Annotated in this window: 19 protein-coding genes and 2 pseudogenes; 14 read left to right on the forward strand and 7 right to left on the reverse strand. The window is 62.9% G+C overall.

The features are described 5' to 3' along the window. The first annotated feature begins 21 nt into the window (after positions 1 to 21). Positions 22 to 779: pseudogene (locus ACFTR6_RS15860) on the forward strand (helix-turn-helix domain-containing protein). Between the two features lie 166 nt (positions 780 to 945). On the opposite strand, the gene ACFTR6_RS15865 reads toward ACFTR6_RS15860, so the two are convergent. Continuing rightward, positions 946 to 1,668, reverse strand: a complete 723-nt coding sequence (locus ACFTR6_RS15865) for a BTAD domain-containing putative transcriptional regulator (protein ID WP_377958584.1) — start codon at positions 1,666 to 1,668, stop codon at positions 946 to 948. A 478-nt stretch (positions 1,669 to 2,146) separates the two neighbouring features. Between ACFTR6_RS15865 and ACFTR6_RS15870 the strand changes: the two genes are divergently transcribed. From ACFTR6_RS15870 to ACFTR6_RS15880, 3 genes are all read left to right on the forward strand, one after another. Next, entirely contained in the window at positions 2,147 to 2,395 is a 249-nt protein-coding gene (locus tag ACFTR6_RS15870) for a hypothetical protein (RefSeq protein WP_377958585.1), read from the forward strand. Positions 2,396 to 3,834: 1,439 nt separating this feature from the next. Then, entirely contained in the window at positions 3,835 to 4,041 is a 207-nt protein-coding gene (locus ACFTR6_RS15875; protein WP_367301632.1) for a ribbon-helix-helix protein, CopG family, read from the forward strand. Further along, positions 4,038 to 4,406, forward strand: coding sequence for a type II toxin-antitoxin system death-on-curing family toxin (locus ACFTR6_RS15880; protein WP_087873314.1), 369 nt, complete (start codon positions 4,038 to 4,040; stop codon positions 4,404 to 4,406). Before ACFTR6_RS15875 ends, ACFTR6_RS15880 begins: the two co-directional genes overlap by 4 nt. 645 nt (positions 4,407 to 5,051) lie before the next feature. On the opposite strand, the gene ACFTR6_RS15885 is transcribed toward ACFTR6_RS15880, so the two are convergent. The 3 genes and pseudogenes from ACFTR6_RS15885 to ACFTR6_RS15895 all read right to left on the reverse strand — a co-directional run bounded on the left by ACFTR6_RS15885 (position 5,052) and on the right by ACFTR6_RS15895 (position 8,668). After that, positions 5,052 to 6,113 (reverse strand): alpha/beta hydrolase, encoded by a 1,062-nt coding sequence (locus tag ACFTR6_RS15885; protein ID WP_377958586.1) that lies wholly within the window; start codon positions 6,111 to 6,113, stop codon positions 5,052 to 5,054. Positions 6,114 to 6,205: 92 nt separating this feature from the next. Beyond that, a pseudogene (locus ACFTR6_RS15890) lies at positions 6,206 to 7,353 on the reverse strand (PQQ-dependent sugar dehydrogenase). Between the two features lie 97 nt (positions 7,354 to 7,450). Continuing rightward, entirely contained in the window at positions 7,451 to 8,668 is a 1,218-nt protein-coding gene (locus ACFTR6_RS15895; RefSeq protein WP_377958587.1) for an MFS transporter, read from the reverse strand. A gap of 331 nt (positions 8,669 to 8,999) precedes the next feature. Between ACFTR6_RS15895 and ACFTR6_RS15900 the strand changes: the two genes are divergently transcribed. The 8 genes from ACFTR6_RS15900 to ACFTR6_RS15935 all read left to right on the forward strand — a co-directional run bounded on the left by ACFTR6_RS15900 (position 9,000) and on the right by ACFTR6_RS15935 (position 18,331). Beyond that, the gene (locus ACFTR6_RS15900) at positions 9,000 to 9,773 is read left to right on the forward strand and encodes a glucose 1-dehydrogenase (protein WP_377958588.1); all 774 of its coding nucleotides are present in this window, start codon (positions 9,000 to 9,002) and stop codon (positions 9,771 to 9,773) included. A gap of 14 nt (positions 9,774 to 9,787) precedes the next feature. Further along, a complete protein-coding gene (locus ACFTR6_RS15905) occupies positions 9,788 to 10,171 on the forward strand; it encodes a DUF2255 family protein (protein WP_377958589.1) in 384 nt (127 codons plus the stop codon). 76 nt (positions 10,172 to 10,247) lie between these two features. Then, positions 10,248 to 11,126 (forward strand): helix-turn-helix transcriptional regulator, encoded by an 879-nt coding sequence (locus ACFTR6_RS15910; protein WP_377958590.1) that lies wholly within the window; start codon positions 10,248 to 10,250, stop codon positions 11,124 to 11,126. Positions 11,127 to 11,172: 46 nt separating this feature from the next. Continuing rightward, complete coding sequence (locus tag ACFTR6_RS15915) at positions 11,173 to 12,210, forward strand: zinc-dependent alcohol dehydrogenase family protein (RefSeq protein WP_087873306.1); 1,038 nt, start codon at positions 11,173 to 11,175, stop codon at positions 12,208 to 12,210. Positions 12,211 to 12,613: 403 nt separating this feature from the next. Further along, entirely contained in the window at positions 12,614 to 13,675 is a 1,062-nt protein-coding gene (locus ACFTR6_RS15920; protein ID WP_377958591.1) for an IS110 family transposase, read from the forward strand. A gap of 840 nt (positions 13,676 to 14,515) precedes the next feature. After that, on the forward strand, positions 14,516 to 15,736 hold the full coding sequence (locus ACFTR6_RS15925; RefSeq protein ID WP_253250417.1) for a hydantoinase/oxoprolinase N-terminal domain-containing protein: 1,221 nt from the start codon (positions 14,516 to 14,518) through the stop codon (positions 15,734 to 15,736). Then, entirely contained in the window at positions 15,733 to 16,815 is a 1,083-nt protein-coding gene (locus tag ACFTR6_RS15930) for a DUF917 domain-containing protein (RefSeq protein ID WP_087873304.1), read from the forward strand. Before ACFTR6_RS15925 ends, ACFTR6_RS15930 begins: the two co-directional genes overlap by 4 nt. Beyond that, entirely contained in the window at positions 16,808 to 18,331 is a 1,524-nt protein-coding gene (locus ACFTR6_RS15935) for a helix-turn-helix domain-containing protein (RefSeq protein ID WP_377958592.1), read from the forward strand. Before ACFTR6_RS15930 ends, ACFTR6_RS15935 begins: the two co-directional genes overlap by 8 nt. A gap of 479 nt (positions 18,332 to 18,810) precedes the next feature. On the opposite strand, the gene ACFTR6_RS15940 is transcribed toward ACFTR6_RS15935, so the two are convergent. The 3 genes from ACFTR6_RS15940 to ACFTR6_RS15950 all read right to left on the reverse strand — a co-directional run bounded on the left by ACFTR6_RS15940 (position 18,811) and on the right by ACFTR6_RS15950 (position 21,307). Continuing rightward, entirely contained in the window at positions 18,811 to 19,635 is an 825-nt protein-coding gene (locus ACFTR6_RS15940; protein ID WP_253250415.1) for an aspartate/glutamate racemase family protein, read from the reverse strand. Continuing rightward, positions 19,632 to 21,044 (reverse strand): MFS transporter, encoded by a 1,413-nt coding sequence (locus ACFTR6_RS15945; protein ID WP_377958593.1) that lies wholly within the window; start codon positions 21,042 to 21,044, stop codon positions 19,632 to 19,634. Before ACFTR6_RS15945 ends, ACFTR6_RS15940 begins: the two co-directional genes overlap by 4 nt. Positions 21,045 to 21,154: 110 nt before the next feature. Further along, the gene (locus ACFTR6_RS15950; RefSeq protein WP_172411727.1) at positions 21,155 to 21,307 is read right to left on the reverse strand and encodes a hypothetical protein; all 153 of its coding nucleotides are present in this window, start codon (positions 21,305 to 21,307) and stop codon (positions 21,155 to 21,157) included. A 327-nt stretch (positions 21,308 to 21,634) separates the two neighbouring features. Between ACFTR6_RS15950 and ACFTR6_RS15955 the strand changes: the two genes are divergently transcribed. Together ACFTR6_RS15955 and ACFTR6_RS15960 are read left to right on the forward strand one after the other, a co-directional pair. Continuing rightward, the gene (locus ACFTR6_RS15955; RefSeq protein ID WP_377958594.1) at positions 21,635 to 23,686 is read left to right on the forward strand and encodes a hydantoinase/oxoprolinase family protein; all 2,052 of its coding nucleotides are present in this window, start codon (positions 21,635 to 21,637) and stop codon (positions 23,684 to 23,686) included. 10 nt (positions 23,687 to 23,696) lie between these two features. Beyond that, positions 23,697 to 25,370, forward strand: a complete 1,674-nt coding sequence (locus ACFTR6_RS15960; protein ID WP_377958595.1) for a hydantoinase B/oxoprolinase family protein — start codon at positions 23,697 to 23,699, stop codon at positions 25,368 to 25,370. The last annotated feature ends 7 nt before the right edge of the window (positions 25,371 to 25,377 follow it).

The raw sequence follows: 25,377 nt of genomic DNA on the forward strand, positions 1-25,377 counted from the left end.
AACACAAACCAGGAGGTCCTCGTGTCCCACCGTAACGCGTTTTTAGCTCACTCGGGGCGCTTGCAGCTTGCCCGGTGCATCGTGGTTGATGGATGGCCGTTGCGGTCGGGCCGCGGAAAAATTCCACGTTTCCGTCCCGACTGCCGCGCGCTGGTCGGGCCGCTGCCAGGAACTGGGGGAAGCTGGGCTGGAGGACCGAAAGAGCCGGCCACTGACCTGCCCGCACAGGACGGTGATACGCGCAGCGGCTCGTGCTGGGACTGCGGGTGAACCGTCGCTGGGGACCGGCCCGAATCGCTTACGACCTGCATCTGAACATTTCGACAGTCCATCGCAGCCTGACCCGCTATCACTGCCCGCCGCTGCGCTTCACCGACCCGGCAACAGGGATCAGAGTCCGTGGCCGGGACCTCGCCCGACGCTACGAATATGCCTGGCCGGGCGAGATGATCCACGTGGAGATCAAGAAGCTCGGCCGGATCCCCAACGGAGGCGGGCACCGGGTCCGCGGCTGGGTACACGGCGAAGCCAACTCCCGGGCCCGAAACCTGGCAGAAGGCCGGCGCACGGACCGCGGCCAGGTCCGGGGCTACACGTTCGTGGCACCACGCAAGCGCTTCAACCGCATCCTCCAGGAAGAATGGGCCAGGGCCTACGGCTCAGAAGCAGAACGTCAGGCCTGTCACCAGAACTTCGTCGACTACTACAATCACCGCAGGCCCCACACCGCCCTCAAAGGCGCCTCATCAGCCAGCCGCGTCACTAATCAACCGGGTTAGTACAGCTAGCGCTCAAGCAGCCAGACGAGAACGGTCAGGCAGCGCCTACGTGATCGCATCCACTTATCGGGATCCCGCGCGATTGTACCGGGGCAATGCAATCGCCCATGTGCCTGGCCGGTCCGCAGGGTTGAGGACCATGTATGGAGCGACGGGTCTTTGATCGTCAGCTGCGAACAGGCCCGCGAATGCCTGCGACGAGCTGGTAGAGGTAAGCCGATGGTGCTACCCCCAGTTCAGTAGCCAAGCTAGCCTTGAAACTTTCGAACGTGTGAACGGCTCCGACCCGGTTCCCTAATTCAAGTTCCGCGCGCATCAGGAGCCCAACGCAGGCTTCCTGAAGGGGCTCAAGTTCGAGAGCGCTGCGGGCGGCCTCAGCGGCTTTCTCAGGTTCCTCCCTGTCGAGCCATCGCTGGGCGTGACCTGCCAGAGCACGCAATCGAAAGGTACGCAGTCGGTTTTGCTCCAGAATTACCCAGTCGTCATACCAGCCGGGCAGCAATTCGGCATGCCGGAGATGAGACAGACATGCATCGTCGGGTGTGTAGGATATGGAAGTTTGACAGCCTCGGACCTGTTCGAGGCAGTTGTGCAGATCCACACTTAGACTGGGGGCTAAGGAAAGAACAGGGCCGCCATTCACTAACAACCCCGGAATCTGGCGCGATATCAAGTGCATAGTCACACGCAGGCTTTCCAAGGCTCGGGCTTCCGGGCTATCTGGCCATAAAAGCCCACAGATATACCGCCGATTCCGAGCACCATAAAGCGCTAGGGCGGCAATTAAGCGCTGTTGCCGTGACGCGACGTAGACTTCACTTTCCCCGCTAATCAACTGCCAGCGCTGAAACAGGTTCAGGTGAAAACGGACGTCTTTGTCCTCTACCATCAGGTCCCCCGAGCGGCTGCACATGACCTTGAGACTCGTGGAAGGTACGTTGCAGTGCGCAGTATGGCGCAGCCTATGTGGGCTGTCGCGTGCTTCCAACCGCGCTTACTCTTCAGCGTGCATCCCCAGCCTGCCCGCCTCAGCAAGCCCCGTCTGTACCCTCCCTCCCTAGCTTCCATTCCTGCCTATCGACAAATTAGCCCATTGGCAGGAATAAGGAAACGGAAGTAACAATTATTTCACCTGTCCAACGAGGACGCGACGAAACTTCGAGGGCCGAAGGCGGTGGCAGAGCAAAAGGAGCGGGCAGAGCCTTAGCTCCCTGGTCACGCTTTGAGTACATTGGTGGTTACTCACGGTTTCCATTTGTGGTTTTTTTGATGGAACGTGTCCGCGGCCTTGAGATTTGTGTGTCAGCATTCTACTGAGAGCGATCTATCCGATATTGACGCTGGGTGGACTGCGCGATGGAGAATACATGACCGATCTTGAGAAGGGCGAGGTGCGTACTGTGGTTTCTACGATGGCCGACGGCGGGGAAGCCCAGCGAAATGAGGCAACTCTGGTCATCAGCGTCTGGTATGAACCTGAGCACGACCAGCCATTTCGGGCGCGAATTAGCTCGATTTCCGGTGACACGCGCGGGACAGTTATTGGGTATGCGCGGGACCGAGATGCAGTCCTATCCAGTGTTAGCGAATGGCTCCACAATCTTCCGAACAAATAGCATCCGCACCTGAGGTCATTAGCGTGACGGTTGCGGCCAAGGCAGGGGCGTTCCCCCGCCTGCTATGCCTACGCTTTGGCGCGTGCCCGGCGGCCGGTTTAGGTGTCCGGTCCAATGTCATGCTCATCTCATTTCGGACCACGGCGATGGAAGGTCCGGAACGAAGGGAAGGACATTCCGTCGGCGAGGCCTGCCCGCGTGGAGTCGATTTTGGTCACGTGCGTTCACATTCCCTGACCCATGAAATGTCCGAAGGAGGTTCAGCATCATGACGCCCGTTAGTTCCCGGCGCGTTACCTGGCGAGCCTGTCGGTGGTCGGTCTGCGGTGTGCCAATGCCGGCCAAGTCTCCGAGATATGATGACACTCGACGGAACCGAGACGCGCAGAAATCAGGTTTCGCCACGGCTGAAGGACGGCGCCCTTTGCTGGCTGGTTCATCGCTGAGGACGAAAAAGAGGGTGTGCACAATGTGCACACCCGGGGCTTCGGATTCGGTTGTACTGGCGTCGGACTGGTTCGGATTGGGGATGTTTTCGGGGGAGTGGCGGGTTTTCAAGGGTTGGCGCCCGGTTCGAGTCCCACCTCGGGCACGTGTTTTCCCTGCTCAGGGGCTTTTTAGCCTCTGAGTGTGGACATTTTGTGTTGTGAGGGGCCCCTTCCGGGGCCTTTTTCATTGCTGGCCGGTGGTGGTGCCGGTTGCCTCCTTGCCTTCCTGAATCGACAGGTTGTCGTTCGTTACCTGTTCATGGATGTTCATGGGTCGGCGCACATGACGTGAGAAAAATTCTTTTGGGGGATTCTTTGCTGCGTGGTTGGGTGTTCACCAGGTTCCCTCCTGCTGGGCTGTTGGCGGCTGTTCTTGTTCGTTCATGGACGGTCCGGGGGAGGACGGCATGACTTGTGTCCAACCGGCCCCAAGTATGTGCTGCCAGGCGACCCGCAGGGTTGCCGGCTCTGCCTGACGGCGCGCAACGATGCCCCAGGTTGTAGCTCATGATGCTCACCGTCCTTCTTCCCGGGTCCAGGAGTCTTGCTGTGTATAGCTATTCATGACTGCCGTCTGCGTCTACTGCATGACGCTATGAATCTTTGTCACGATGCCTCGAGGCGAGGATCCAGCGGGCTGGTTCCTGTCTTTCATGCCTGTTCATTGCCAGCCTGTTGGATGAGTACATGACGGGTTTAGGAGACGACGCCGGACTATCCGGGAGACGGTAGGAATCCGGCGGCTTCATCCTCGCCGGTGGACAGGCACTGGCCGAGCATGGCGTGATTGGGAGGCGGTTGATCTCTTTGCGCTGCACCGACGGCACACCCCTGAAACGTTCGCGGCGTCCGTGAAAAAGATGACGGCAGCCCTTGAAGCGGCGGGGTACGGGGCCACTCGGCAGGTTCGATGGCTGGTACCAACTTGGTACTAAGTTGGTATCATTGAGTATGGCCATGAATCTCCGCGTTCCCGAAGACCTTGATCGCCGTCTTGAGCAGCTTGCGGCCGAGGAGCACACCTCCAAGTCCGCGCTCCTGCTCCAGGGGGCTGAAATGGTTTTGCAGCGTCACGCGCGCCGTCGTGAGATCAGCGAGGGACTCGATTTTGTGATGAGCCATGACGCTGAACTGCTCACCCGTCTTGAGGACGCGTGACCGCATACCTCGACATCGAAGACGCGCTCCAGGTAGTTGACCGGTACGGCTTTCACATCCGGGATGTCGGACTGCTCGCCTCGGCCTTGGCCCGGCCCGCGACAACTGTCATGGGAGCCGACGCCTATCCCGATCTATCGATGAAGGCGGCGGCGTTGCTCGAATCGGTGGCGCGCTTCCACCCTCTGATTGACGGCAACAAGCGTACTGCCTGGACGCTGATGGTGTTGCTGTTGTGGATCAATGGCTACCGTCATGACTTCACGACTGACGACGGCTTTGACCTCGTGGTCGGTGTGGCCGCCGGAGATATCGATCTGCGGAAGTCTGCCGAGCTGATATCGGGGCATTTACTTCCACGGTAGACCGCCCCGAGCGCACCACCGGAACTACTCCTATGGGCTTTCCGTTCAGCCGCGGGCACCTGACGTCAGGTTGGGGTGTAAGCCAAGTGGGCATATGCATGTGGAGATTACAAGAGGCCAAGTCTTGGCCTATTCGTGTCGTTGACGGATCAGTCCATGGGGAACTGCTGGGTGCGCTCGGACGATGTAGCGGCCAGGGCCCGTGCGGGTGACCATGATTCCTGTCCGGTAGTGATTCGCGGCGCTTTAGATGCCTTCAATAGCGTCATCAAGGGCGCGGTCTAGTTCTGCAGAATCCTCGACGTGGACCTGGACCATGCCGGGTGAAGGGTGTTGTTGGATCGGGGTGTTCAATTTTCGGACCCTCATTTGCTTATTTTCAGGGATACTCGTGGTGAGTGGCCGGGGGCCTTGCCGGGCGGAGGGGGGATCCGTCGGGTAAGGGGTTCTCATTTCCCGGTTCCTGGGAATGCCCGTCGCCGGGCTGCCGTGCAACTGTTCCCCTTGGCGCGGCCTCCTGAACGCCTATTCGTGCAGGAGCCACGGCGGGTTCAGAGCTCCTGGCTTGGGCTGGCCGTGGTGAAGGCCCGTGACCGGGCCTTCACCACGGTGTTCCGAGGACTGTGTTGGTCAAGGAGTGCTGGTCTAAGCCAGATGCTTGGTGAAGAACGTGGTCATGCGGGCTACGGCGGGCTTGACGTACTGGGGTCGGTCGTAGAGGTCGAAGTGTGAGGCGCCCGGGATGAACATGAGCTCTTTGGGTTCCTTGGCCAGGTCGTAGGCGTTCTGGCTGAAGTTCAACGTCTGGGCGTTTTCCCCGGCGATCAGAAGCAGCGGGCGCGGGGAAATCGTCTCGATCTGCGCAAACGGGAAGTAGGCCATGTGCAGACCCACGCTCGTGACGACGAATCGGTTCTTGGCGTTGGGGTGGCCGCCTCGGTCCGTCAGGTAGTAGTCCGCGGCCTCCCGGAAGAACGCCGGGGTTTGGCCAGTCATCGTGTCCGGGCTGGGGACCAGTTGTTCGACGAGCGGATCCCCTCCAGCTTCCCGGGTCAACTGTTCGTTGATCTTGTTGAGCTGGTCCAGCCTGGCCTCGTAGGAGACCGGTGCCCCCTCGATACCTTCCCTCGCGGCCGCACCCATGTCGTAGGCGACGACCGTGGCGACGGCTTTCACCCGCAGGTCGGTCTGGGCCTCATCGATGGTGTAGCCGCCACCGGCGCAGATGCCGAGGGTGCCGATCCGGTTCGCGTCGACCTGGCCGTGGTTGCTGAGGTAGGTGACCGCGCTGCGGATGTCGCGGACCCGGTGGCTGGGGTCCTCCATGTCGCGCGGCAGGCCTTCGCTCTGCCCGTAATGCGAGGCGTCATAGGCAAGCGTGATAAATCCCTGCTCGGCCAGTGAGCGGGCGTACAGTCCCGCGGTTTGTTCCTTGACTCCGCCCCATGGGTGGGAGACGACGATCGCCGGGTACTTCCGTGAGGCATCGAAGCCCTGCGGACGGTACAGGTTGCCAGCGATGGTCACCGAATCGCTGGGAAAGGTGACGCTCTCAGCGCCCTCTTCGTGACGGGTGGTCGCCGCCAGGGTGGCCGTGGTGGTCGAGGATGAGCCCGACACGGCGCTGCTGCATCCGGTCAGCAGCAGCGCGGCTGCGGAGCCTTGCAAGAGCAGTCGTCGGTTCACAGGTGTAGTGCTGTTAAACATGATGATGGTTGTTCCTTTCGGAGTCAGGACGCTGCGTAAGCTGCGGTCTTGTTTTCTTGTGGGGTTCCCTGATGAAGGTTCGGGTTCGGTGCTTATCGTGTGGGTCTGATCCACAGCAGGCGGTCCACTGAATCCGAACCGGCCGGGGCGCGGGGGGAGGTGTTTGTCGACGTCACGTAGATCCCGTCCTGATAGGGCAGGACGGCACGTGCCCGCTCGCCGGAGCTGAACAGCGGGTCCAGGCTCTGCGCGTCGTCGTCCATCACGTAGAGGATTTGCGCGGCTAGGGCGGCGACCACGAGCTCGTTGCCGGCGAACGCGATCCCCGACGGAGCCCACGTCTGCGAGCCGGAACCCAAGTGGGCGGCTTCCATCCCTTCCCGGGCGTTCCCGCCCTGGGCAACGGGCCAACCGTAGTTCGTGCCCGGCATGATGAGGTTGATTTCGTCATTGGCTGATTCGCCGTGTTCGCCGAGAAGAGCAGCCCCTCAGGGTCCCATGCCAGGCCCTGCGGATTGCGGTGGCCGTAGGAGTAGATGTAGGAGCCCTCGAACGGGTTGCCCTCGGGGACGGAGCCGTCCAGGCCAAGGCGCAGGATCTTCCCGGCCAGGCTGTTCACATCCTGGGGCATCTGGTTGTCGTGCACCCAGCCGGTGGTCGCGTAGAGGTTGCCGTCGGGTCCGATCGCGATCCGGCCTCCGTTGTAGAGCTTGTGGCCCGGAATGCCGTCGAGCAGCATGCGGGTCTCCTGCCAGGAGGACCCGTCGAAGTTCACCTCGGCGATCCGGTTGGTCAGACCTTAGCCGCTTGTGTAGGTGTAGTAGATGTACGCGGTGCCGGATTCGGCGAAGTCCCCGGCCAGTTCCAGGCCCATCAGCCCGCTGCCACCATCGTGGGTGACCGGGTCGGAGGTTCGCACGTCGTAGCGGTCGAAGCGGCCTTGATGGTCGATCATCGCGATCGTGCCCGCGATCTCTGTGACGATCAGGGTGCCTTCGGACTGGCGGACCTCCCAGGGGTAGTTCAGCTCGTCGGTGAGGACCGTGACGTCGAAGTCGTCAGTGGTCAGCCCGGTCAGGTTCGGCCCTGTGTAATCGGAACCGCCGTCAGGGGAGGGCGGTTCGGCTTCGTTGTGTGAGGCAACGGGTGTCGGTGGTGCGGTCGTCCCGTTGGGGGTAGTCGTGCATCCTGTCAGGAGTAACGCGGCGGTGAGGATGGTCAGGAGGGGTGTTGGCTTCATGATCGTCTCCGGGGTTGGTCGTGGACCTGACTGGTACGGGTGATGCCCGCGTTGGCTGCCTGGGTGCCGGTCTGGTCGGCCAAGACCGGACGTCCTTTCAGTGCCCTGCAGCAGTTGCAGGGCGGTGGCTGGTGACGCGCCGTGCTGCCATGAGGACCAGCGTCAGCACGCCGAGTACGGACATCGAGAGGGCGACGATGAGGGGTCCCGTGACGCCGAGCGGCGTTTCCAGGACGATTGCGCCGGCCCAGGTGCCGATGGCGGTTCCGCCGTTGAAGGCGGCGACTGCGACCGCGGCGGCGAGGGCGGGCGCGGCGGAAGCGAAACGCACTGCGAGTCCGGTGCCGACAGGTGGGATCCCCATCCCGGCGGCCCCGAGCAGGAACGTGAGGCCGAAGGTGGCGGCAGCGGACGCTGACAGCGGCATGAGGAGTCCGATGAGCACCGCGGATGCGGCGGTGGCGGTGATGAAGGTGGTGAGCGGGCGGCGGTCGGCGAACCGTCCTGCCGTGTTTGACCCGATGATCGAGCCGATGCCGAAGGTGACGAACACCAGGGGGACCGCCCACGCCGGGATTCCGGCGCGTTCACCTGCGAGGGGCGAAAGATAGCTGAAGACCGTCATGCCGCCGCCGGTGGCGAGGATGGTGGCGATCACGAGGATGACCATGCGGCCGGAGGCAATGGCGCGCAGCTCGGTCCGCATCGGGGCCATGGCGTGGTCTTCGGTGGTGGGCGTGAACTTGGCGATGACGGGGACGACGAGGATCGCAAGGACTGCCAGTGCCCAGAAGATGCTGCGCCAGCCGAGCAACTGCCCCGCGAAGGATCCCAGGGGAACCCCGGCGACGGTGGCCAGGCCGACACCGGTCATCATCACGCCGAGAGCGCGTGAACTCTTGGCGGGACCGGCTGCCGTGGTCGCAACCGCGGAAGCGACAGCCCAGAACGCTCCGGCGGCGACTGCGGTCACGACGCGCCCGGCGAGGACCACGCTGAAGTTGGTGCTGAGCGCCGCGACGGCATGACCAAGGGCATAGATAATGAGGGCGAGGATCAGTGTCGCCCGGTGCGGAAGCTTCCGGGTCGCCAGCGCCATGATGGGTGAGCCGACGATCATGCCGCCCGCAAATGCGGTGATGAGCAGCCCCACCTGGGCGATGCTGACGTTGAGGTCGGCCGCCATCTGCGGTAGGAGCCCTGCGACCATGTACTCGGTGGTGATCATCAGGAACGTGCCGACTGTCAGCAGCGGCACGATGAGGGGAAGCCTGTCACTCCTCGTCGTCGGCGTGGGTGCAGTCAGTGTAGTCATGCGGGGTTCTTTCCTTGCTGGGGCGTACGGGGGCCGGGGCGCGAGCTGGTGGAGGTCTTCTGCGAGGTCCGGTCCCCGCCGGAGCGGTGAGCCTGGGATGTGCTTTGGTGAGTTCACGGCGAACACTGCATGGCTCGCGGCGTAAATGCTCCACGAAAGACTTTGCCTGCTCTGTTTCCCTCCTGGAAGGACCCGTTGAACAGTGGTCTGACAGGTCCTGTTTCGTCTTGCACAGCGCGCCTAAGCTCGTTAGCGACGCGGCGCCTCGACAACCGTGACGGCCTCTTTCAGCGGTCAGGGAACCGGAGCGCTGCCAAACGAAAGGACAACCATGACTTCCAGTCCGCGCTATGACTTCGACGGCCAGGTCGCGCTCATCACCGGTGGCGCTTCCGGGATGGGCCTGGCGGCAGCGCGTATGTTCGCCGAGAACGGCGCCACAGTCGTCATCGCCGATTTCAACGGCGACGCCGCCCAGCAGGCTGCCCAGTCCCTGGCCGACGCCGGCTACAAATCCCTCGGACTACGCTGCGACGTCACCGACAAGGCGCAGGCAGCATCGGCGGTCGACCGGACGATCGAGACGTTCGGCCGGCTGGACATGGCGTTCAACAACGCCGGCATCCAGGTACCGCCGTCGGACGCCGCAGACGAAACCGCGGAAAACTTCGACCAGGTCAACGCGGTGAACCTCCGCGGCGTGTGGGCTGCCCAGAAGCACGAACTGCGCCACATGCGTCAGCAGGGCAGCGGCGCCATCGTCAACAACTCATCCCTCGGAGGCCTCGTCGGGCTTCCCGAGCGGGCTGCGTACCACGCATCGAAGCACGGCGTGATCGGGCTGACCAAGAGCGCCGCCGTCGAATACGCCCCGCGCGGCATCCGCATCAACGCCATCTGCCCCGGAGTCATCGAAACCCCCATGGTCACCGCCATGCTCGAAGGACAAGCCGAAGCGATGGCCGGCATCATGCAATCCCAGCCCATCGGCCGGCTCGGCACCGCCGACGAGGTCGCCGCCGCCGTGCTCTGGCTCTGCAGCCCTGCCGCCAGCTTCGTCGTCGGTGTCGCCCTGCCGGTCGACGGCGGATTCACCACCCAGTAACGGACAGAGACCTCATGAGCACATGGACTCCGGAGCAGCTTCGCTCCTTCGCTTCCGCGGACGACCTCCACATCGCACCGTTCCGCGAGAACGGGACAACGTACGGCACGCCCACCTTCATCTGGTCGGTCGTCGCCCACGGAGATCTCTACGTCCGCCCATACAACGGCCGCCGTTCACGGTGGTACCAGGCGGCCCTATCGCAGGGCAGCGGCCGTGTCAGCATCGCCGGCACCGACTACGAAGTCGATTTCGTGCCCGCCGGCACGGCAGCGCTCCCGGGCGTCGATGACGCCTACCGGCAAAAGTACGGAACCAGCCCGTACCTGGCCCCGATGATCGCTCCGGGCCCGCGCAGCACCACGCTTCGCGTAACACCCCGATCTGCTGACCGCTGACCGGGCGGCACAGCACCCGGCCGCCTCGTTCAGACCAGCGAGCACTACACGACGAACACGGATGTATTCTCCGACCATGGACACTCCATCAGAGATCAGCAGCTTCCTCTCCGCCCGCCGCGCCCGGCTCACCCCGGAACAGGCCGGAGTACCGCTGTACAGCGGGAACCGCAGAGTCCCCGGCCTGCGGCGGGAGGAAGTCGCGCAGCTGGCCGGCGTCAGCGCCGACTACTACGCACGACTCGAACGAGGCAAGACCTCCGGCGCGTCACGGGAAGTCCTCGAGGCAATCGCCCGGGCGCTCCAGCTCAACGACGACGAACGTGACCACCTCATGAACCTCGTCACGATCACGCAGCGGCGCTCACCAGCCAAGCGGACACAGAAACGCTGGACCGTGCGTCCCGACGTGCAACGGGTCCTCGATTCGATCCAGGTGCCCGCACTGGTCCAGAACGAACGCCTTGACCGCCTCGCCTTCAACCACGTCGCCCGCGCCCTGCACTCCCTTCCCCCAGACGGCTCAGGCGACCACTACAACTACGCGCTGTGGCTCTTCCTCGATCCGGCAGCGAAGCGGTTCCACCGCGACTACGACGCCGCCAAGGAAAACGTCGTCGCGCTCCTCCACACGGCCACTGCACGGGACCCCTACGACCAGGAACTCATCGCCATCGTTGGGACGTTGTCCACGCAAAGCCCCGAATTCCGGGCCATGTGGGCATCCCACGAAGTGTTCCGCTACCGCACCGGCATGAAGCTACTCACCCACCCCGACGTTGGAGACCTCGAGTTCGGCTACGAATCCTTCGAGCTGTCAGCAGACCCCGGGCTCACGATGCTGGTCTTCACCGTCGAACCAAGCTCCCGCACCGCCGAAGCCGTCAGGCTCCTCGCAAGCTGGCATGCACACACAGAACCCTCCCGAGCCTCCACTCCTGGAATCGTGGAGTAACTCCCAAGCATTCCCAAAATGCTTGGAGCAGTGAAAGGAAACAACGATGCGAGCAACATTCATGTACGGCGCCGGTGACGTGCGCGTAGAAGACGTGCCGGATCCGGTCCTGCAGGAGGCCACCGACGCGCTTGTCAGGATCGTTAATTCCTGTATTTGCGGGTCTGACCTCCACCCGTATCACGGCTTGCCGAAGTCCCATCAGGGAACACCGATGGGGCATGAGTTCGTGGGTGTCGTCGAGGAGACGGGCACTGAGGTGTCATCGCTGAAGAAGGGCGACTTTGTGATCGCCCCGTTTGCGTGGTCGGACGGCACGTGCGATTTCTGCCGTGAGGGGCTGCAGACCTCTTGCCGGCATGGCGGGTTCTGGGCCTCGAACGGGATCGGGGGTGCCCAGGCTGAAGCAATCAGGGTTCCGTTCGCTGACGGGACTTTGGTGAAGGCACCGGCGGGGGAGGATACAAAGTTGTTGCCGTCATTGCTGACGCTGTCCGACGTGTACGGCACCGGGTACCATGCAGCCTTGAAGGCGGGGGTGAATGAGCGGACCACGGTCACGGTCATCGGGGACGGCGCGGTGGGGCTCCTCGCAGTTTTGTCGGCAAAACAGCTCGGGGCCGAGCAGATCATCCTGATGGGCAGGCACCAGGCGCGCACCGACCTCGGTCGGGAGTACGGCGCGACGGATGTTGTGGCGGAACGGGGCGAGGCTGGCATCGAGAAGGTGCGGCACCTGACAGGCGGTGACGGGACGCATACGGTGCTTGAATGCGTGGGCCACCGTCCCGCCTACGACCAGGCACTGGGCGTGGTCCGGCCCGGCGGCGTGATCAGCAGGGTCGGCGTACCGCAGTACGAGGACGCCCCAATTGGGTTCGGTTCCATGTTTGGACCGAACATCACCCTCACCGGAGGCCCGGCCCCCGTTCGGGCCTACATCGAGACGCTGCTGCCCGGAGTCCTTGACGGAACAGTGAACCCCGGGAAGGTCTTCGACCGCACCATTGGACTGGACGAAGTTCCGGCAGGCTACCGTGCGATGGACGCTCGAGAGTCTCTCAAGGTCCTCGTCCAGCCATAGTTCGGATTCCACCTCTTCTGTATCATGCGAGGCTGGCGAAATTGCGGCGGAACAGGAGTTCTCGCAGCTACGTCTACTCCCGTCATTTTCAACGGCTGTGAGGATTGGAGTGGCTGGTCTGGGATTGGCTGGCAGAGTAGGTGCAGGCCGTTCCACCTGGCGGTTGTGACTCATCTGAACGCTTGGCCCCCGTTGGGTGCCCTGTTATCGACTTGTCCGACCGTGGGGGTGGGCGGCCGGCACCTGCCCGGCCCACGTCGGTGACTTGATCAGAAGATTGTCCGCTCCCGCGCGGGGGCGTGGCTCGTCACAGTGCTGTTCCGAAGTGACCTCTACACGGATTGGTACCGGCCCGTAACGGCCCTGACCAAGTCCGCGAAATGAGGAAGGTGCCAGAACCGCTATGACTATCGTTGCCTATTCCCACCCGTTTGTCGTGGGCGTTGACACCCATGCCCGGAAGCACGTCTTCGCCATCATCGCCGCGGCAAACGGCGAACAGATCGACACCCGTGATTTCCCAGCGACGGGCGCCGGGATCACCCGCCCCATTGCTTGGGTTGCGCGTCGCACCGAAGCCGATCTGGCCACTCTATGGGTGATTGAGGGCGCCGCTTCTTATGGTGCCGTGCTGGCCGGGGCTGTCGCTGCTGCCGGTTATCAGGTCGCCGAGGCCACTCGCATGGATGCCATGCCCCGTCGTGGGGTTGGTAAGTCGGATCCGTTGGACGCGCACCCGATCGCTTCTGCGGTCCTTGCCTTGGAAGAAGATAAGTTGCGCCGGCCACGGTTGAACGAAGGGGTCCGCGCAGCCTTGCGGGTCCTGGTCTGTGCACGTCATTCGATGACAACCGACCGGACCAGGACAGTCAATGCGTTGACCGCGCTGCTCCGGATCAATGATTTGGGTTTGGATGCGCGGAGCTCGTTGACCGGGAGCCAGATACTAGAAGTGTCCACGTGGCGGACCCGTGAAGAACCGCTTGCGGTATCGGTAGCCCGCTCCGAAGCAGTTAGGCTCGCTAAGCGCATCGGCGACCTTGATGCTGAGATCAAGGCTAACGCCTCCCGGATCACCGAACTGGTTGAGGTAAGCGAAGCCGCGCCCCTGCTGCAGGAATCCGGCTTCGGACCAGTCACGGCAGCCATATGCCTTACCGCCTGGTCTCATCAGGGCCGGGTTCATTCCGAGGCGGCTTTCGCCTCCCTCGCAGGGGTCAACCCCATTCCCGCTTCATCCGGAAATACCGTCCGTCACAGGCTCAACCGCGGCGGCGACAGGACCCTGAATAAAGCCCTGCACCTGGTTGCTGTTACCCGGATGGCCTTCGACCCAGAGACCATCGAATACGTAGCAAAACGGCAAGCGGAAGGGCGAACCAAGAGGGAGATCCGTAGGTGCGTGAAACGCTACCTTGCCCGAAGGATCTACCGCACACTCAATGCCAACAGTCCCTGCCATTAGTGCGTTGACAACCATAGAAGAGTCGATAATTGATATTCCGTCAACCGGCCTCGGTGTGGCAACCGCGTGCTTGCTTGCCGATCACGCCGGAACTGGTGGCGACTTCGTTGCGTCCATGGCTGGGGGCAATTCAGGTTATCCACGGAGGAGCCGCCGGGGTAGCTCCCTGGTAGCAGTAGCGGTGGATAACATACGAAAATTGTCCCCGGCTGTGGGAGGGCTGACCGGACTTCTCGTTCGAACGTAGATCAGTTCCGGTTGTTCCGAGGACCAAAGCAAGGAGCCATGTGTCAGCTTGGAGTTGCCGCTGTGAAAGGCTGCAGCCATGGACAACTCATACCGGGAACATGACCTCGAGGCACCGACCAGGTCGCCGGGCACAGGGGGATCCTTATCATCATCAGAACTTATGAGGCTCATCCTAGGGGCAAGGAAGGATTGGGCAGTTGCTAAACCCAGCGCACCCTTCGGGCCCTGAAGCATTGAGGTTCTTCGGAACTCCACTTGATCAAGGCCTCCACGCCTTCGATGTTCGCGGAAAGGAGTTTGATGTCTGTGCTGTGGTCCTCGATAGGGGTTGTCTTCGTCAACCTCTCGATAGGCTGAGGAGCGCGCGGCAATGCTCTCCCAACGACCTGAGGGCGGCGCTGGAGAGCGAGTCGTGGTGCACTCTATACACATGGAAGATTCACGGCTCGGCAGATACTCATCGTTAGTAGACGCCAGGCAGGAAGCGGAGCAATGAGAGTGGGGCTGCGGCTGCAGGGAAGCAGTTGCCAGAGCGTTGTACTGGACGGGCTGACTGTGGCTTCTGCGGCTCGGGAGGTGCATGCGGGCAGCTTGTCAGAAGCGTTGGAATCGTCCTTATCAGCGCTCCGTCGGGAGTCCGGGTCAGGCATCACGGAGATCACTGCCGACGTCGGACGGGTCTTGGTGGAGCGGAAACTGGCCGACGTCGTGGCCATCCGCATTTCGCCCCGTCCCCCCGCGGACGACTACCACATGACTGCCCTGCCACCCTTTGTTGAGTCGGCAGTGACCCGCGTCGTGCATGTCGGCGGGGGGCACGACCTGCGGGGACGGCCTCTGGCTTCGTTGGGCTTGGAGGCCTTCCTGGCCGACCTCCCCGGTATCCTTGCCAGTGGCGTACGGAACGTCGCGATCACTTCTGTCGGCTCGACGGCGTCAAAGGATCATGAAATGCGCATAGCCGATGCCATCCTAAGCAACGACAGAGATATGCGGATCAGTCTTTCCAGCGACTTCTATTCCAGCGTTTTCCGGGACCGCGACTACACGGCCATCATGAACAGCGCCCTGATGGAGACCGGGGAAGACCTCGTTGCCATGCTCGGGGAGGCGGGCCGGCGCCAGTTTCCGGCGGCCCAGTTGTCGTTTGCAGAGAACGATGGCGGCCGCGCACCTCTGTCGCGGTTGGCTTTGACGCCTGTGCACGGGTTGCGCGCCGAGCCCGCGTTGGGAATTCTTGGCGTGGCCAGGTTGGCGGGAATCCCCGAAGCGGAAGTCATTCTCTGCATGGAGGCTGGGGCCGCCGTGGGCCACACCCGCGGTGGCCTGCCTGTATCCAGAAGCCTCATACGTCAGGGATTTGACGCGAGCCTGGCGAGCAACGCCGCCTTTCTCGAGCCGTACACCGTCCACCACCCGGTTCGCGCCGACGTCCCCTCTGTGGTTGTCGACCTCCGCGACCGGCAGGAGACTGCGCTCCCCTTCGGGTTGGTGCCCACTCTGCCGGCGGGGCAGGACGCGGCACTGGTCGGATCTGCCGTGGCCCCGCTGACAGCGTGGATCGATAGGCTCGAGACCGTCAGTGGCCGGGTTGACATGAAACGCGCCCAGGACCTCGCCGAAGAGGACGCCCACTCAGCGGCGGTCCAGTTGGGCGCCAGCCCCGGGCAAACCCACATCCTTGAATCGAACGTCTTTGCCATGCCCTATGGCAACCCCGGGATCGTTCGCGTCCGGGTCCAAGCGGCAGGAGAAACGTCCGGGAACGAGAACCACATGCTGCCAGCAGCAGTGCGGGGAACCAACCCATGAGCACCGTACTGACTGCCGAGGACATCCGGCACCTCCGCACGGGGGCCCACTTTCTGACCTGCACGATCGACCCGACGGCCATCTACATCTACGCAGAAATGATTCAACGGGCGATGGAGGACCGGTCGTTGGAACTCATCACCGTCGACGAGCTTGCGCCCGATGATCTGGTGGTGGCGGTCGGAATGGTAACGCAAGGCCTTTTCATCGCCGACATGCCTCCCGTGGGCGATGAGTTCCTCGGCTGCATCCGTGCCATCGAGGCCACTCTCGGCCGGCCGGTGCGAGCGATCTATTCGCTTGCCGCCGCCAACATCAATGGAATCGTCCCCCTTATGGTTGGGCTGCAGTCCTCGCTACCCGTTATCGATTCCGACCCCATGGGCCGAGTTTTCCCCTTGATCAGTCAGACAACGCTGAACATTGGAAACGTGGCGATTGGCCCCATCGCGCTAATGGGGGTAACCGGGGAACGGGCGGTGATTGAGGTCGAAAGCCCGCAGCGGGCCGAAACGCTGGTGCGTGCACTGGTAACCGAACTGGGCGGCTGGGCAGCCACCGCCATGTATCCGTGTTCCGCACAACAGCTGAGGGAGCATGGCGTCCACGGCTCTATCAGCCGGATGATCCGGATCGGGCAAATCCTCGACGCGAGCACCCCGGTCGAGAGGAAACTGTTGCTGCTCGCCGATCTCCTGGGCATCACGCGCATCGCCCGGGCCCGCGTGAGCCACATCGAAAGCCTCTCCCGGCCCACCGACCTCGGCCTGCCGGCCCAGCCGTCCAGCCTGACGCTCGAAGACGAAAGCACCGGACGCATCGTCCGTCTTGAAATCCAGAATGAGATCCTGCTCGTCCTTGTGGATGGTGCGGTAACAGCAGCCGTCCCGGACATGGTCACGCTACTCAATTCCGAGCAGGGCACGGTGGTCAACATCGATGACGTCCAGATGGGCGACGTTATGGACGTCGTGAAGATCACAGCAGCCGCGCAGTGGTATACGGATGCGGGGCTCGATCTCACCGAGCCAAAGGCCTTCGGCATTCCGATCGTGCACCCAAGGCGGCGACATGCCTAGATCAAAAAATGAAACGCGGCTGGATGTGGCCGGGCTATTGGCGCACGGCTCCCTCCGCGGAACCACGCCGCTACATCTCACTCCGACCAGCGGGCTAATAGAAAGCGTGGTTCTCGTCTCCCAGCTTGAGGCAATCCGGCAGGTGCGTCCCAATACCGTCGTGGTCCTCTCCTCAGAGATGGGATCAGGGGGCTGGCTGGTGTCCGCAGCACTGCGGCACGCCTGGGAGCGGCGGGCCAGCGCCGTCGTCGTGGCTGGAAGCGCCTATGCAAGCGCGGCGGCCGGACTGGCGGACCGGTTGGGCATCACCCTGCTGGCCACTGACGGGGAGCCGGCAGAACTTGCCCTGGCATTGGCAGCCGAGATCGGAGCGGCCCGGTCAGTGGTCGATGCGGAACTGGCCAGGGTCGCCCGGGCGGTCGCGAAGGACACCACCCTCGGTGATGTTCTCAGGACCGTTTCCAGAGAACTGGACGGGACCGGAATTTCGCTGGAGTACGACGGCCTGGTCCTCACTGCCGCGGGAACGCCACCAAGGGAGACCGACGAAGTCATCCCCGTGGATGTCGGCGGGGACGATAGCGGCCTCCGCTTCACCCTCACGGCCCGCGTGCCCACTTCCGCTGTCCACAGCCTGCGGCTGGTGCGCTCCATCCTTGAGGTGGCCACCCCCGCGGTGAAGGCTGCCTGGCTCTTGGAGGACGCACTCAGCACTGCCCGGGCCGTTCCCACAGCGGCGATCGCCGCGTTGGATCAGGACACTGGTGCGACAGGCGAGGAGTTCGAGGAAAACCACCGGCATCTGCTGAACCAGTTGGGTTGGCGCGAAGGCGAGCCGTACGTGGCTGTGTGGTTCCGCAGCGGGCCGGCGCAAGAGCCTCGGCCCGAGCTGACGGCCGTGTTGCGCCTGCTCTGCCGGAAGGTCACGGGACGCAGCCCCCTGGCCGAGGTTCAAGGAGGTTGGCTGACGCTCGTGCCGGCCGGGGATCAGACCGCCTCGATTCAGCTCGAAACCCGAATCAGGACACGTCTGGGACCAGCCCTTGCCGAGCTTGGCCTGGTGGCGGGACTATCCCGATGGACGGAGGACGCTCCTGCGCTGGCGTTGATGGTGCGCGAGGCCCGGCTTTCTGCCGAATCCGCACAGTCGACGGGGCCCGGTACGGTTCTAGGCTTCGCCAGCCTCGGGGTAGGCGCCGCCACGGCCTTCATAGACATGGACGCTGTCGCGCTCGTGGCCGAACTGGCATTGCCGCGACTGATGGCCTCTCCTGACCGCGAGGTGATCATTACGGCGGTGGCCGCTTTCCTCGATCATCGCGGTTCAGTCAGCCTTGCCGCAAAATCCCTTAGCCTGCACCGAAACACCCTGCAGGCCCGGCTTAATCGGGCACGGGAACTGGGTGTCCCGCTGGATATCCCCTCTGAGCTGCTGTCCGTCCACCTCATCACCAAAGTGCTGCAGCGATCCATGCCAGAGAAAACGACTGCCGAAGACCTCCTCGAAAAGAAGTAAGGACTCCGCAGAGTTCCCGCGTCGATTCCTTCGATGATTGCGCCGGGATTCGCGGCTTCGGCCCGCTTATACTGCCCCATCGAACGCCGGAGGAGGAGACCTCACCCCTCTCCATGCTTCAGCCGCCTAGTGCGCGGAAGACGACTGCGGATTCTGGCCGCTTTATCGCTGGACCGGCGAGAAACTGGGCGTGAGGGGGAGAGCGGTCAGTTCAGGACAAGGTAAGCATGGGTCATCATTGTCTGGCTACAACGGGTCCGTCTTGAGACCGCCTTACCTCCGTCTATGCGTGATGCTGTGTGACAACCCTGGACTTTGGTTGGGTTAGCCGGCGCTGATTGCCGCCGGGTTGCGGCAGGATGTGACGCGCCGTTGGGTATAGCTGGTAAGCCGCGAGGGTTCCCTCGCCTGCCTCGATCGCGGAATGCCAAGGCAGGCGAGGGTACCGGAGTGCTCGGGCTATAGATGATGCCGTGTGTTTACGCGGACACGGGGGTCATTGACACCAGGTGCTTTGGCTCAAGAGCGGGGAAGAACCGCTGGCGTTCCTGGGCTGTGGGCCCGTCGTAGCCCAGGCGTTTGCTGTGCGTCCAGCCGAACCGACGGACGGAGTCGACGAGTTGCTCGGCGTGTTTGAGCGGGGCCACAGTCGCGTCGATCACGGGTACGCCGATTTCCTCTTGCACCGTTCGGAAGAATCCGAACTCGGCCGTGCAGCCGAGGATGACGACGTCTGCGCCGTCCTGCTCCACGGCCTTGCGGGCTTCGGTCATGATCCGCTCTTCGGTGAGTGCCGGATCCTGCTGGAAGTCATCGACGCCCATCTCAAGCACGCGCCATGAGGCAAGCCGCTCTGATGCGCCGCAACGGTGGACGTTCTCGGCCATCTCGGGAATCCATTTTTTCCGTCCGACGAGGATGGAGAATCGCTCGCCCAGGCTTCCGGCGATGCCCAGCGCCGAGTGCGCCGGGCCTACAACCACCATGCGATCGGTGATTTCCCGTGCCGCCCGCAACGCCGGGTCGTAGAAACAACCGATGACGGCGGCGTCATAGCCTTCTTCTTCCGCCCACCGCACCGTGCGCAACAGCTGGGGCAGCATGAGTGCCTCGAAGGCGTTGTATTCAACGTGGGAGGGGCCCTCTCCATCGAGGGAAACGACATCGACTTCGGTGCCGGGACGGACTATCTGGCGGAAGGATTCCGCCATCGTACGGTTGTACGCGTCCGTGTAGAGGGGGTTGATCCACAGGATCCGGGCATTGTCCGAGAGAGTGTCGAGATTGTCGGTGGGGGTGATCATTCCAATTCACTTCCTTCTGTTTCGGGCAAGAACAGGCCGAGGATGACCGTGACAAACAAGAACGCATTGATAAACAGAATTGTCGAGGTTGCTCCTGTGGCCGAGGCGAGGAGGAAACCGACGAGGCTTGGCGCGATAGTGTTCGCAACCCGCTGGCCGAAGATCCCGAGGCCGAAGCCCGAGCCACGCATGGCGGAGGGGTAGAGCTCGCCCATCCACGTGTCCCAAACACCCCAGGCTCCCATAGCGAAGAAGGCCAGGGTGAACATGCCCACATGCATCTCGGTTTCAGTTGAGGCTGTCGCGAAGAAGAAACCGCCGCCGGCCGCCGCGAGAACGTAGCCGGTAAAGATCCATTTGCGGCCGAAACGTCCGGTCAGGTAGGAGGCCGTCATATAGCCGGGGATCATGAGGATCGCGCTCAGGGCGATGAAGGAAAGGCTTGATGAGGCGCTCAGTCCTCGCCCTTCAAGCAACGTTGGCATCCACGACTGGAGTCCCCAGTAGCCCCAGGAGAAGGTGAAATTGATGAGGACTTGAATGACCGTGATCCGACCCGTCCTGCCCCTGAAGAGGCTCCAAATGGTCTGCCTCTTGTCCACCGAGACCGTGAGAACGGTGCTACGGGAAATACCTTGTGCACCCAGACGTTCGAGGACATGGTGCGCGTCTTCGTTCCGGCCCCGCCTCGCAAGCCAGTACGGGGATTCCGGAACGACCTTGTACACAACGATGCCCCATAGGCTGGCGAGTGCGCTGACAGCAATGACCCAACGCCATCCGTGCCCTCCAATCAGGGCGGTAGTTCCGAGGGCGGCAAGGATGCCAATGGGCCATCCCGCAGCGAGATAGACCGCGGCCTTTCCACGGACCTTGACCGGGAGGAGTTCTTCAAAGTACGGAAAGGTCACAGTGAAGACGCCGGAGAACACAAGCCCGGAGAGGAAGCGGGCTATGGCGAGGGTCTCAAAGTTGGGCGCGAAGCTGCTGAGGAGTGTGATGACGCCGTAACCGGCGAAACTCCACGCGCACGTAGCTTTCCGGCCGATCCGGTCGGAGATGGGGCCCCACAGGAGAGATCCGGGGATCATGCCAAGGAAGAGTGCCGAGATGGCTATCCCCACCTGGGTCGCACTGACCTGGAGGCTGGTCGCCAGATCGCCGGCGACGTAAGTGAGGATGAGCATCTCCCAGGCTTCGATCGCGAACGCGAAGAAAAGGACTGCCCCGATCTTGAAGTGAATGGACCCGAAAGGCATATCGCGGAACGCATGTCCGACGGCCATGGACCGAGGTGGACTCGCCGTCCCGGGCGCTGGCCCTGAAATGAGTGGGTCGATACTGGACATGTCTTGACCTCCGATATTTTTGGACAGGATAAGAAGTACAGGTTTTGCATCTGTGTGCACGAGGGAGCCGTCCGCTATCAACGGAGTGCCTAATGCGCCTCGGAGCAGCTCCTCCGCTCCTCCGCCAAGTGATGGGACTCACATTACAAACGGGACCGGCCGGATCGTGTTCACTTTGCACTTTCCTGAATATCCTGTTTCAGCGGAAAGCACTTCTGCCGATCTCTTGCATGCGTTTGGGCAGGTCGCAGCCCTTTTTCCTTGAGGATCTGCGGCAGATTTTCCTCGCGTGCCGTGACGACCGCCGCGATCGTCCAAAACATCCAACGGCACCACCAATTGCAGTTCATCAGCCACTGCTCGTTTTCCGCACTCCTGTGACGCGTCCAGAAGGGCACGAACTACTACAGCCAACCCGAAGCGCCCCTCGCTGGTACTTGGGTAAGGGAGCAAGCACAGATCCCGTGACCCCGCGCCCATGATGCCAGCCCTAACGGCGTCGTCATATCTGGCGCCGGGGAAGGCTGTTATGCATTCTGCCCGTCCGGATCCAGCCAAATCGGGCAGTATGCCCACGACCGTGGTGAGCGGCGTATGTAGCGTGAGGTCCCACACACCAACCCCCATTCCAAAACCATGAGGAGACAGACATGCCGAACTACAGGGTGTCGATGGATATCGGCGGAACCTTTACCGACATTGTGGCCTACGACCAGGACGCGGGAACCTATGCGGCCACCAAAGCGTCCACCACGCCCGGGAACCTGAGTGCCGGGGTCATCGCAGGGCTCGAATCGATCGTTGATGACCTCTCGGACATCGATTTCCTGGTCCACGGGACCACGCAGGGCCTGAACGCGTTCCTCGAACGTCGTGGAGTGCCCGTGCTGCTGCTGGCCACGGCCGGCATCGAAGATACCTATCACATCGCCCGCGGCCCGCGTCTTGAGCTTTACAACGCCCAGTACCGCAAGCCAGCCCCGCTGGTCGAGCGCAAGGACGTCATCGGTGTCGGTGGCAGACTGGACAGTCAAGGCCAGGAACTCGTGCCCTTGGACGAAGTGGCAGTCCGCCAGGCAGCACGCCGCGCAGTGGAAGAGGGCTACGGCGCGGTCGCCGTTGCATTCCTGTTCAGCTACAAGAACCCCTCACACGAACTCAGGGCCCGAGAAATCCTGATCGAGGAACTCGGGGAAGAGTTCACAGTCTCCCTTTCGCACGAAGCAGCCAAGGAATGGCGCGAATACGAGCGTACGTCCTCCGCCGTCGTGGAGGCCTACACGGGGCCGGTGGTACGCAACTACCTCCTGGACCTGGAAGAGAAACTCGCCGGCAGGGGAGTGGAAGCCCCCCTGCACATCATGCAGTCCTCCGGCGGCGTGCTCACCGCCGAGTCCGCCCGTCAGCGGCCGCTGCAGACGCTGCTTTCCGGTCCGGTCGGCGGTGCCATGGGCGATGTCGAACTGGCCGGCGTCTCAGGAAACCGCAACCTCATCGGTGTGGACATGGGCGGCACATCCTTTGACGTTTCCCTGGTGGTCGATGGCAAGCCGGACGTCTCCACGGAGGCCCACCTTGAAGGTCTGCCGATGCTCATGAGCGTCGTGAACATCCACACCGTCGGCGCCGGCGGCGGCTCCGTCGCCTGGCTCGAAGCCGGGGGCCTGCGGGTCGGACCGCGCTCGGCAGGAGCAACGCCCGGGCCGGCCTGCTACGGCCGCGGCGGGACGGAACCCACCGTTACCGACGCCAACCTGGTGCTCGGCCGAGTCGACCCCGACTGGTTCGCCGGCGGACAGGTCGCCTTGGACCGTGAAGCCGCGATAACAGCCCTGAAAACAGTCGGTGACCAGCTCGGCCTGGACCCCGTCGCCATGGCCGAAGGCATCTGCGACGTCGCCAACTCGCAGATGGCCCAGGCCATCCGGACCATCACCATCTCCCGGGGCATCGAACCCCGCGACTTCTCCCTCGTGGCCTTCGGCGGAGCCGGACCCATGCACGCAGTCTTCCTCGCTAAGGAACTTGGCATCCCGGAAACGATCGTTCCCCGCTTCCCCGGCGCCTTCTCCGCCTGGGGCATGCTGCAAACCAACATCCGCAAGGATTTTTCCGAACCCTACTTCTACCTCGACGAAGACATCGACGTGGCAGACATGGCCGGCATCCTGCGATCGTTGGAAGTCGAGGGCCTGTCGTCACTGGTCTCGGAAGGGGTCCCGGGGGCAAGCCGCGCCACGAGGGCATCCGTGGATGTCCGTTATCAGTCGCAGGAGTTCTCCCTGAACGTTCCGCTGGCGTCTGCTGACGAACCCGAATCTCCCGGCTTCATCGCCAATCTCGCTCGCCGTTTTTCCGCGATGTATCACGAGCGCTACGGCCACTCCAACCTCGGCGCCCCGATCGAGATCGTCACGCTGCGGATGCAGGCCGTCGGTGATCTGGGACGGCTGGAAGCCCCCAGCCACGCCACTGCAAAGGGCCCGGAGTTCAAGCACGAAATCCGACGGGTGGTCTTTGACCACGTCGAGCACGACACCACTGTCGTCCGCCGGGACGACCTCGGCGCCGGCCACACATTCGAAGGTCCCGCCATCATCGTGGAGCAGACCGCCACCACCGTGGTTCCCCCCGGGTTCAACGTCACGGTCGACGAGTTCGGCTCCCTGGTCATCCGCTTTGAAGACGTAGAAGGAAACTGAGGTACCAAAAATGACAATTGCAGCAGTCAAAACCCTGGATCCCGTCACCGTGGAAATTATCCGCAACGCGCTCACCAGCGCCGCGGATGACATGAACGCCACCCTGATCCGCTCCGCCTACTCACCCATCCTCTACGAGGGCGGAGACTGCGTCGTCGCCCTCCTGGACACCGAACACCGCGTGCTCGGACAGTCTGCCGGCCTGCCGCTGTTCCTCGGCAACCTCGAAACCTGTTCCATCGCCGTGGAGGAGATGTACGGCCGCGAGGTGTGGCAGGAAGGGGACATTTGGATCCTCAATGACTCATACCTGGGCGGCACCCACCTGAACGATGTGACCCTTTTTGCTCCGATCTTCGACGACGGCGCGGTGGTCGGCTTCGCCGCCACCCGTGCGCACTGGATGGACATGGGGTCCAAAGACGTGGGCGGCTCGATGGACTCGACAGATATCTTCCAGGAAGGCTTCAGGATGGGGCCGGTCAAGCTGGTCCAAGCCGGAGTCGAGACCGCCGTTGTGGACCTGATCCGGACCAACGTGCGCTTCCCCTACCAGACCATCGGTGACATGCACGCGATGATCGCGGCCCTCCGGATGGGGACCACCCGTATGAAGGAGCTCGTGGGCAGGTACGGGATGGAACAGCTGGATGCCGCCCGGGATGAGATCTTCCGCCAAACGGAGGAAATCGAGCGCGCTACCGTCCGCAACATCCCGGACGGGGTCTACGAAGCCGAGGGCTTCCTGGACAACGACGGCATCAATCTGGACACTCCCATTCCGATCAAGCTGCGGATCACCGTAGCCGGCGACACCGTTGACTTCGACGTCACCGGATCGGCGGACCAGACCACAGGCCCGGTCAACTGCGGCGCCGCCCAGGCCGTCTCGGCACTGCGCGTGGGCTACAAACTCCTCATCAGCCCGGAGTCCAACTCCAACGGCGGCTCCTTCCGGCCCATGACCACCCAGGTCCGGTCCGGCTCAGTGCTCGGCGCCGTAACGCCGGCCCCCTGCCAGTGGTACTTCTCCCACCTCGGGCTGCTGATCGACCTCGTCTCCAAGGCAATGGCCCCTGCCATGCCCGAACGCGTCGCCAGCGCCAGCCACGGTGACTCAATGATCATCACCGCAGCCGGTTTCGACGCCCGCTTCGGCCGGAACTTCGTCACCATGGAAGCCACCCTGGGCGGCTGGGGTGCCTGGCAGGGCACCGATGGTGAATCAGCCATGATCAACAACGTCAACGGCTCCCTCAAGGACCTCCCCATCGAGATGCTGGAGACCCGCTACCCGTTCCGGATCAACGAGTACTCCATCCGCCCCAACTCCGGAGGCCCCGGGCAATACCGCGGCGGCAACGGCGTGGTACGCGAATACGAATTCCTGGCCGACTGCGTGGTCGGGCTCTGGTTCGAACGGTCAAAGACCCCCGCCTGGGGTCTCTTCGGCGGATCAGACGCCCAAGGCCCGGAAGTGGTGATCAACCCCGGCCGCGCTGATGAGGTCCGCACCCTGAAGGCGAACGCCCACAAGGTCAAGGCCGGCGACATCGTCCGCCTCGCCGTGGGAGGAGGCGGCGGCTTCGGAGAAGTCTCCAAGCGCTCCCGCGAAGACATCACCTATGACATCGTCAACGGTTTCATCACCGAGGACTTCGCCAAGACGCACTACGGCTACTAGACACCAC

Source organism: Arthrobacter sp. NPDC057009 (assembly GCF_042673905.1).
GTDB lineage: Bacteria > Actinomycetota > Actinomycetes > Actinomycetales > Micrococcaceae > Arthrobacter.

Bases quoted from the DNA above. Each gene is read 5' to 3' on its own strand.
- ACFTR6_RS15950 (WP_172411727.1), bottom strand. From the start codon at position 21,307: ATGTTTTGGACGATCGCGGCGGTCGTCACGGCACGCGAGGAAAATCTG.
- ACFTR6_RS15940 (WP_253250415.1), bottom strand. From the start codon at position 19,635: ATGATCACCCCCACCGACAATCTCGACACTCTCTCGGACAATGCCCGG.
- ACFTR6_RS15895 (WP_377958587.1), bottom strand. From the start codon at position 8,668: ATGACTACACTGACTGCACCCACGCCGACGACGAGGAGTGACAGGCTT.
- ACFTR6_RS15885 (WP_377958586.1), bottom strand. From the start codon at position 6,113: ATGTTTAACAGCACTACACCTGTGAACCGACGACTGCTCTTGCAAGGC.
- ACFTR6_RS15960 (WP_377958595.1), top strand. From the start codon at position 23,697: ATGACAATTGCAGCAGTCAAAACCCTGGATCCCGTCACCGTGGAAATT.
- ACFTR6_RS15875 (WP_367301632.1), top strand. From the start codon at position 3,835: ATGGCCATGAATCTCCGCGTTCCCGAAGACCTTGATCGCCGTCTTGAG.
- ACFTR6_RS15915 (WP_087873306.1), top strand. From the start codon at position 11,173: ATGCGAGCAACATTCATGTACGGCGCCGGTGACGTGCGCGTAGAAGAC.
- ACFTR6_RS15935 (WP_377958592.1), top strand. From the start codon at position 16,808: ATGCCTAGATCAAAAAATGAAACGCGGCTGGATGTGGCCGGGCTATTG.
- ACFTR6_RS15905 (WP_377958589.1), top strand. From the start codon at position 9,788: ATGAGCACATGGACTCCGGAGCAGCTTCGCTCCTTCGCTTCCGCGGAC.
- ACFTR6_RS15955 (WP_377958594.1), top strand. From the start codon at position 21,635: ATGCCGAACTACAGGGTGTCGATGGATATCGGCGGAACCTTTACCGAC.
- ACFTR6_RS15910 (WP_377958590.1), top strand. From the start codon at position 10,248: ATGGACACTCCATCAGAGATCAGCAGCTTCCTCTCCGCCCGCCGCGCC.
- ACFTR6_RS15870 (WP_377958585.1), top strand. From the start codon at position 2,147: ATGACCGATCTTGAGAAGGGCGAGGTGCGTACTGTGGTTTCTACGATG.
- ACFTR6_RS15920 (WP_377958591.1), top strand. From the start codon at position 12,614: ATGACTATCGTTGCCTATTCCCACCCGTTTGTCGTGGGCGTTGACACC.
- ACFTR6_RS15900 (WP_377958588.1), top strand. From the start codon at position 9,000: ATGACTTCCAGTCCGCGCTATGACTTCGACGGCCAGGTCGCGCTCATC.
- ACFTR6_RS15930 (WP_087873304.1), top strand. From the start codon at position 15,733: ATGAGCACCGTACTGACTGCCGAGGACATCCGGCACCTCCGCACGGGG.
- ACFTR6_RS15865 (WP_377958584.1), bottom strand. From the start codon at position 1,668: ATGGTAGAGGACAAAGACGTCCGTTTTCACCTGAACCTGTTTCAGCGC.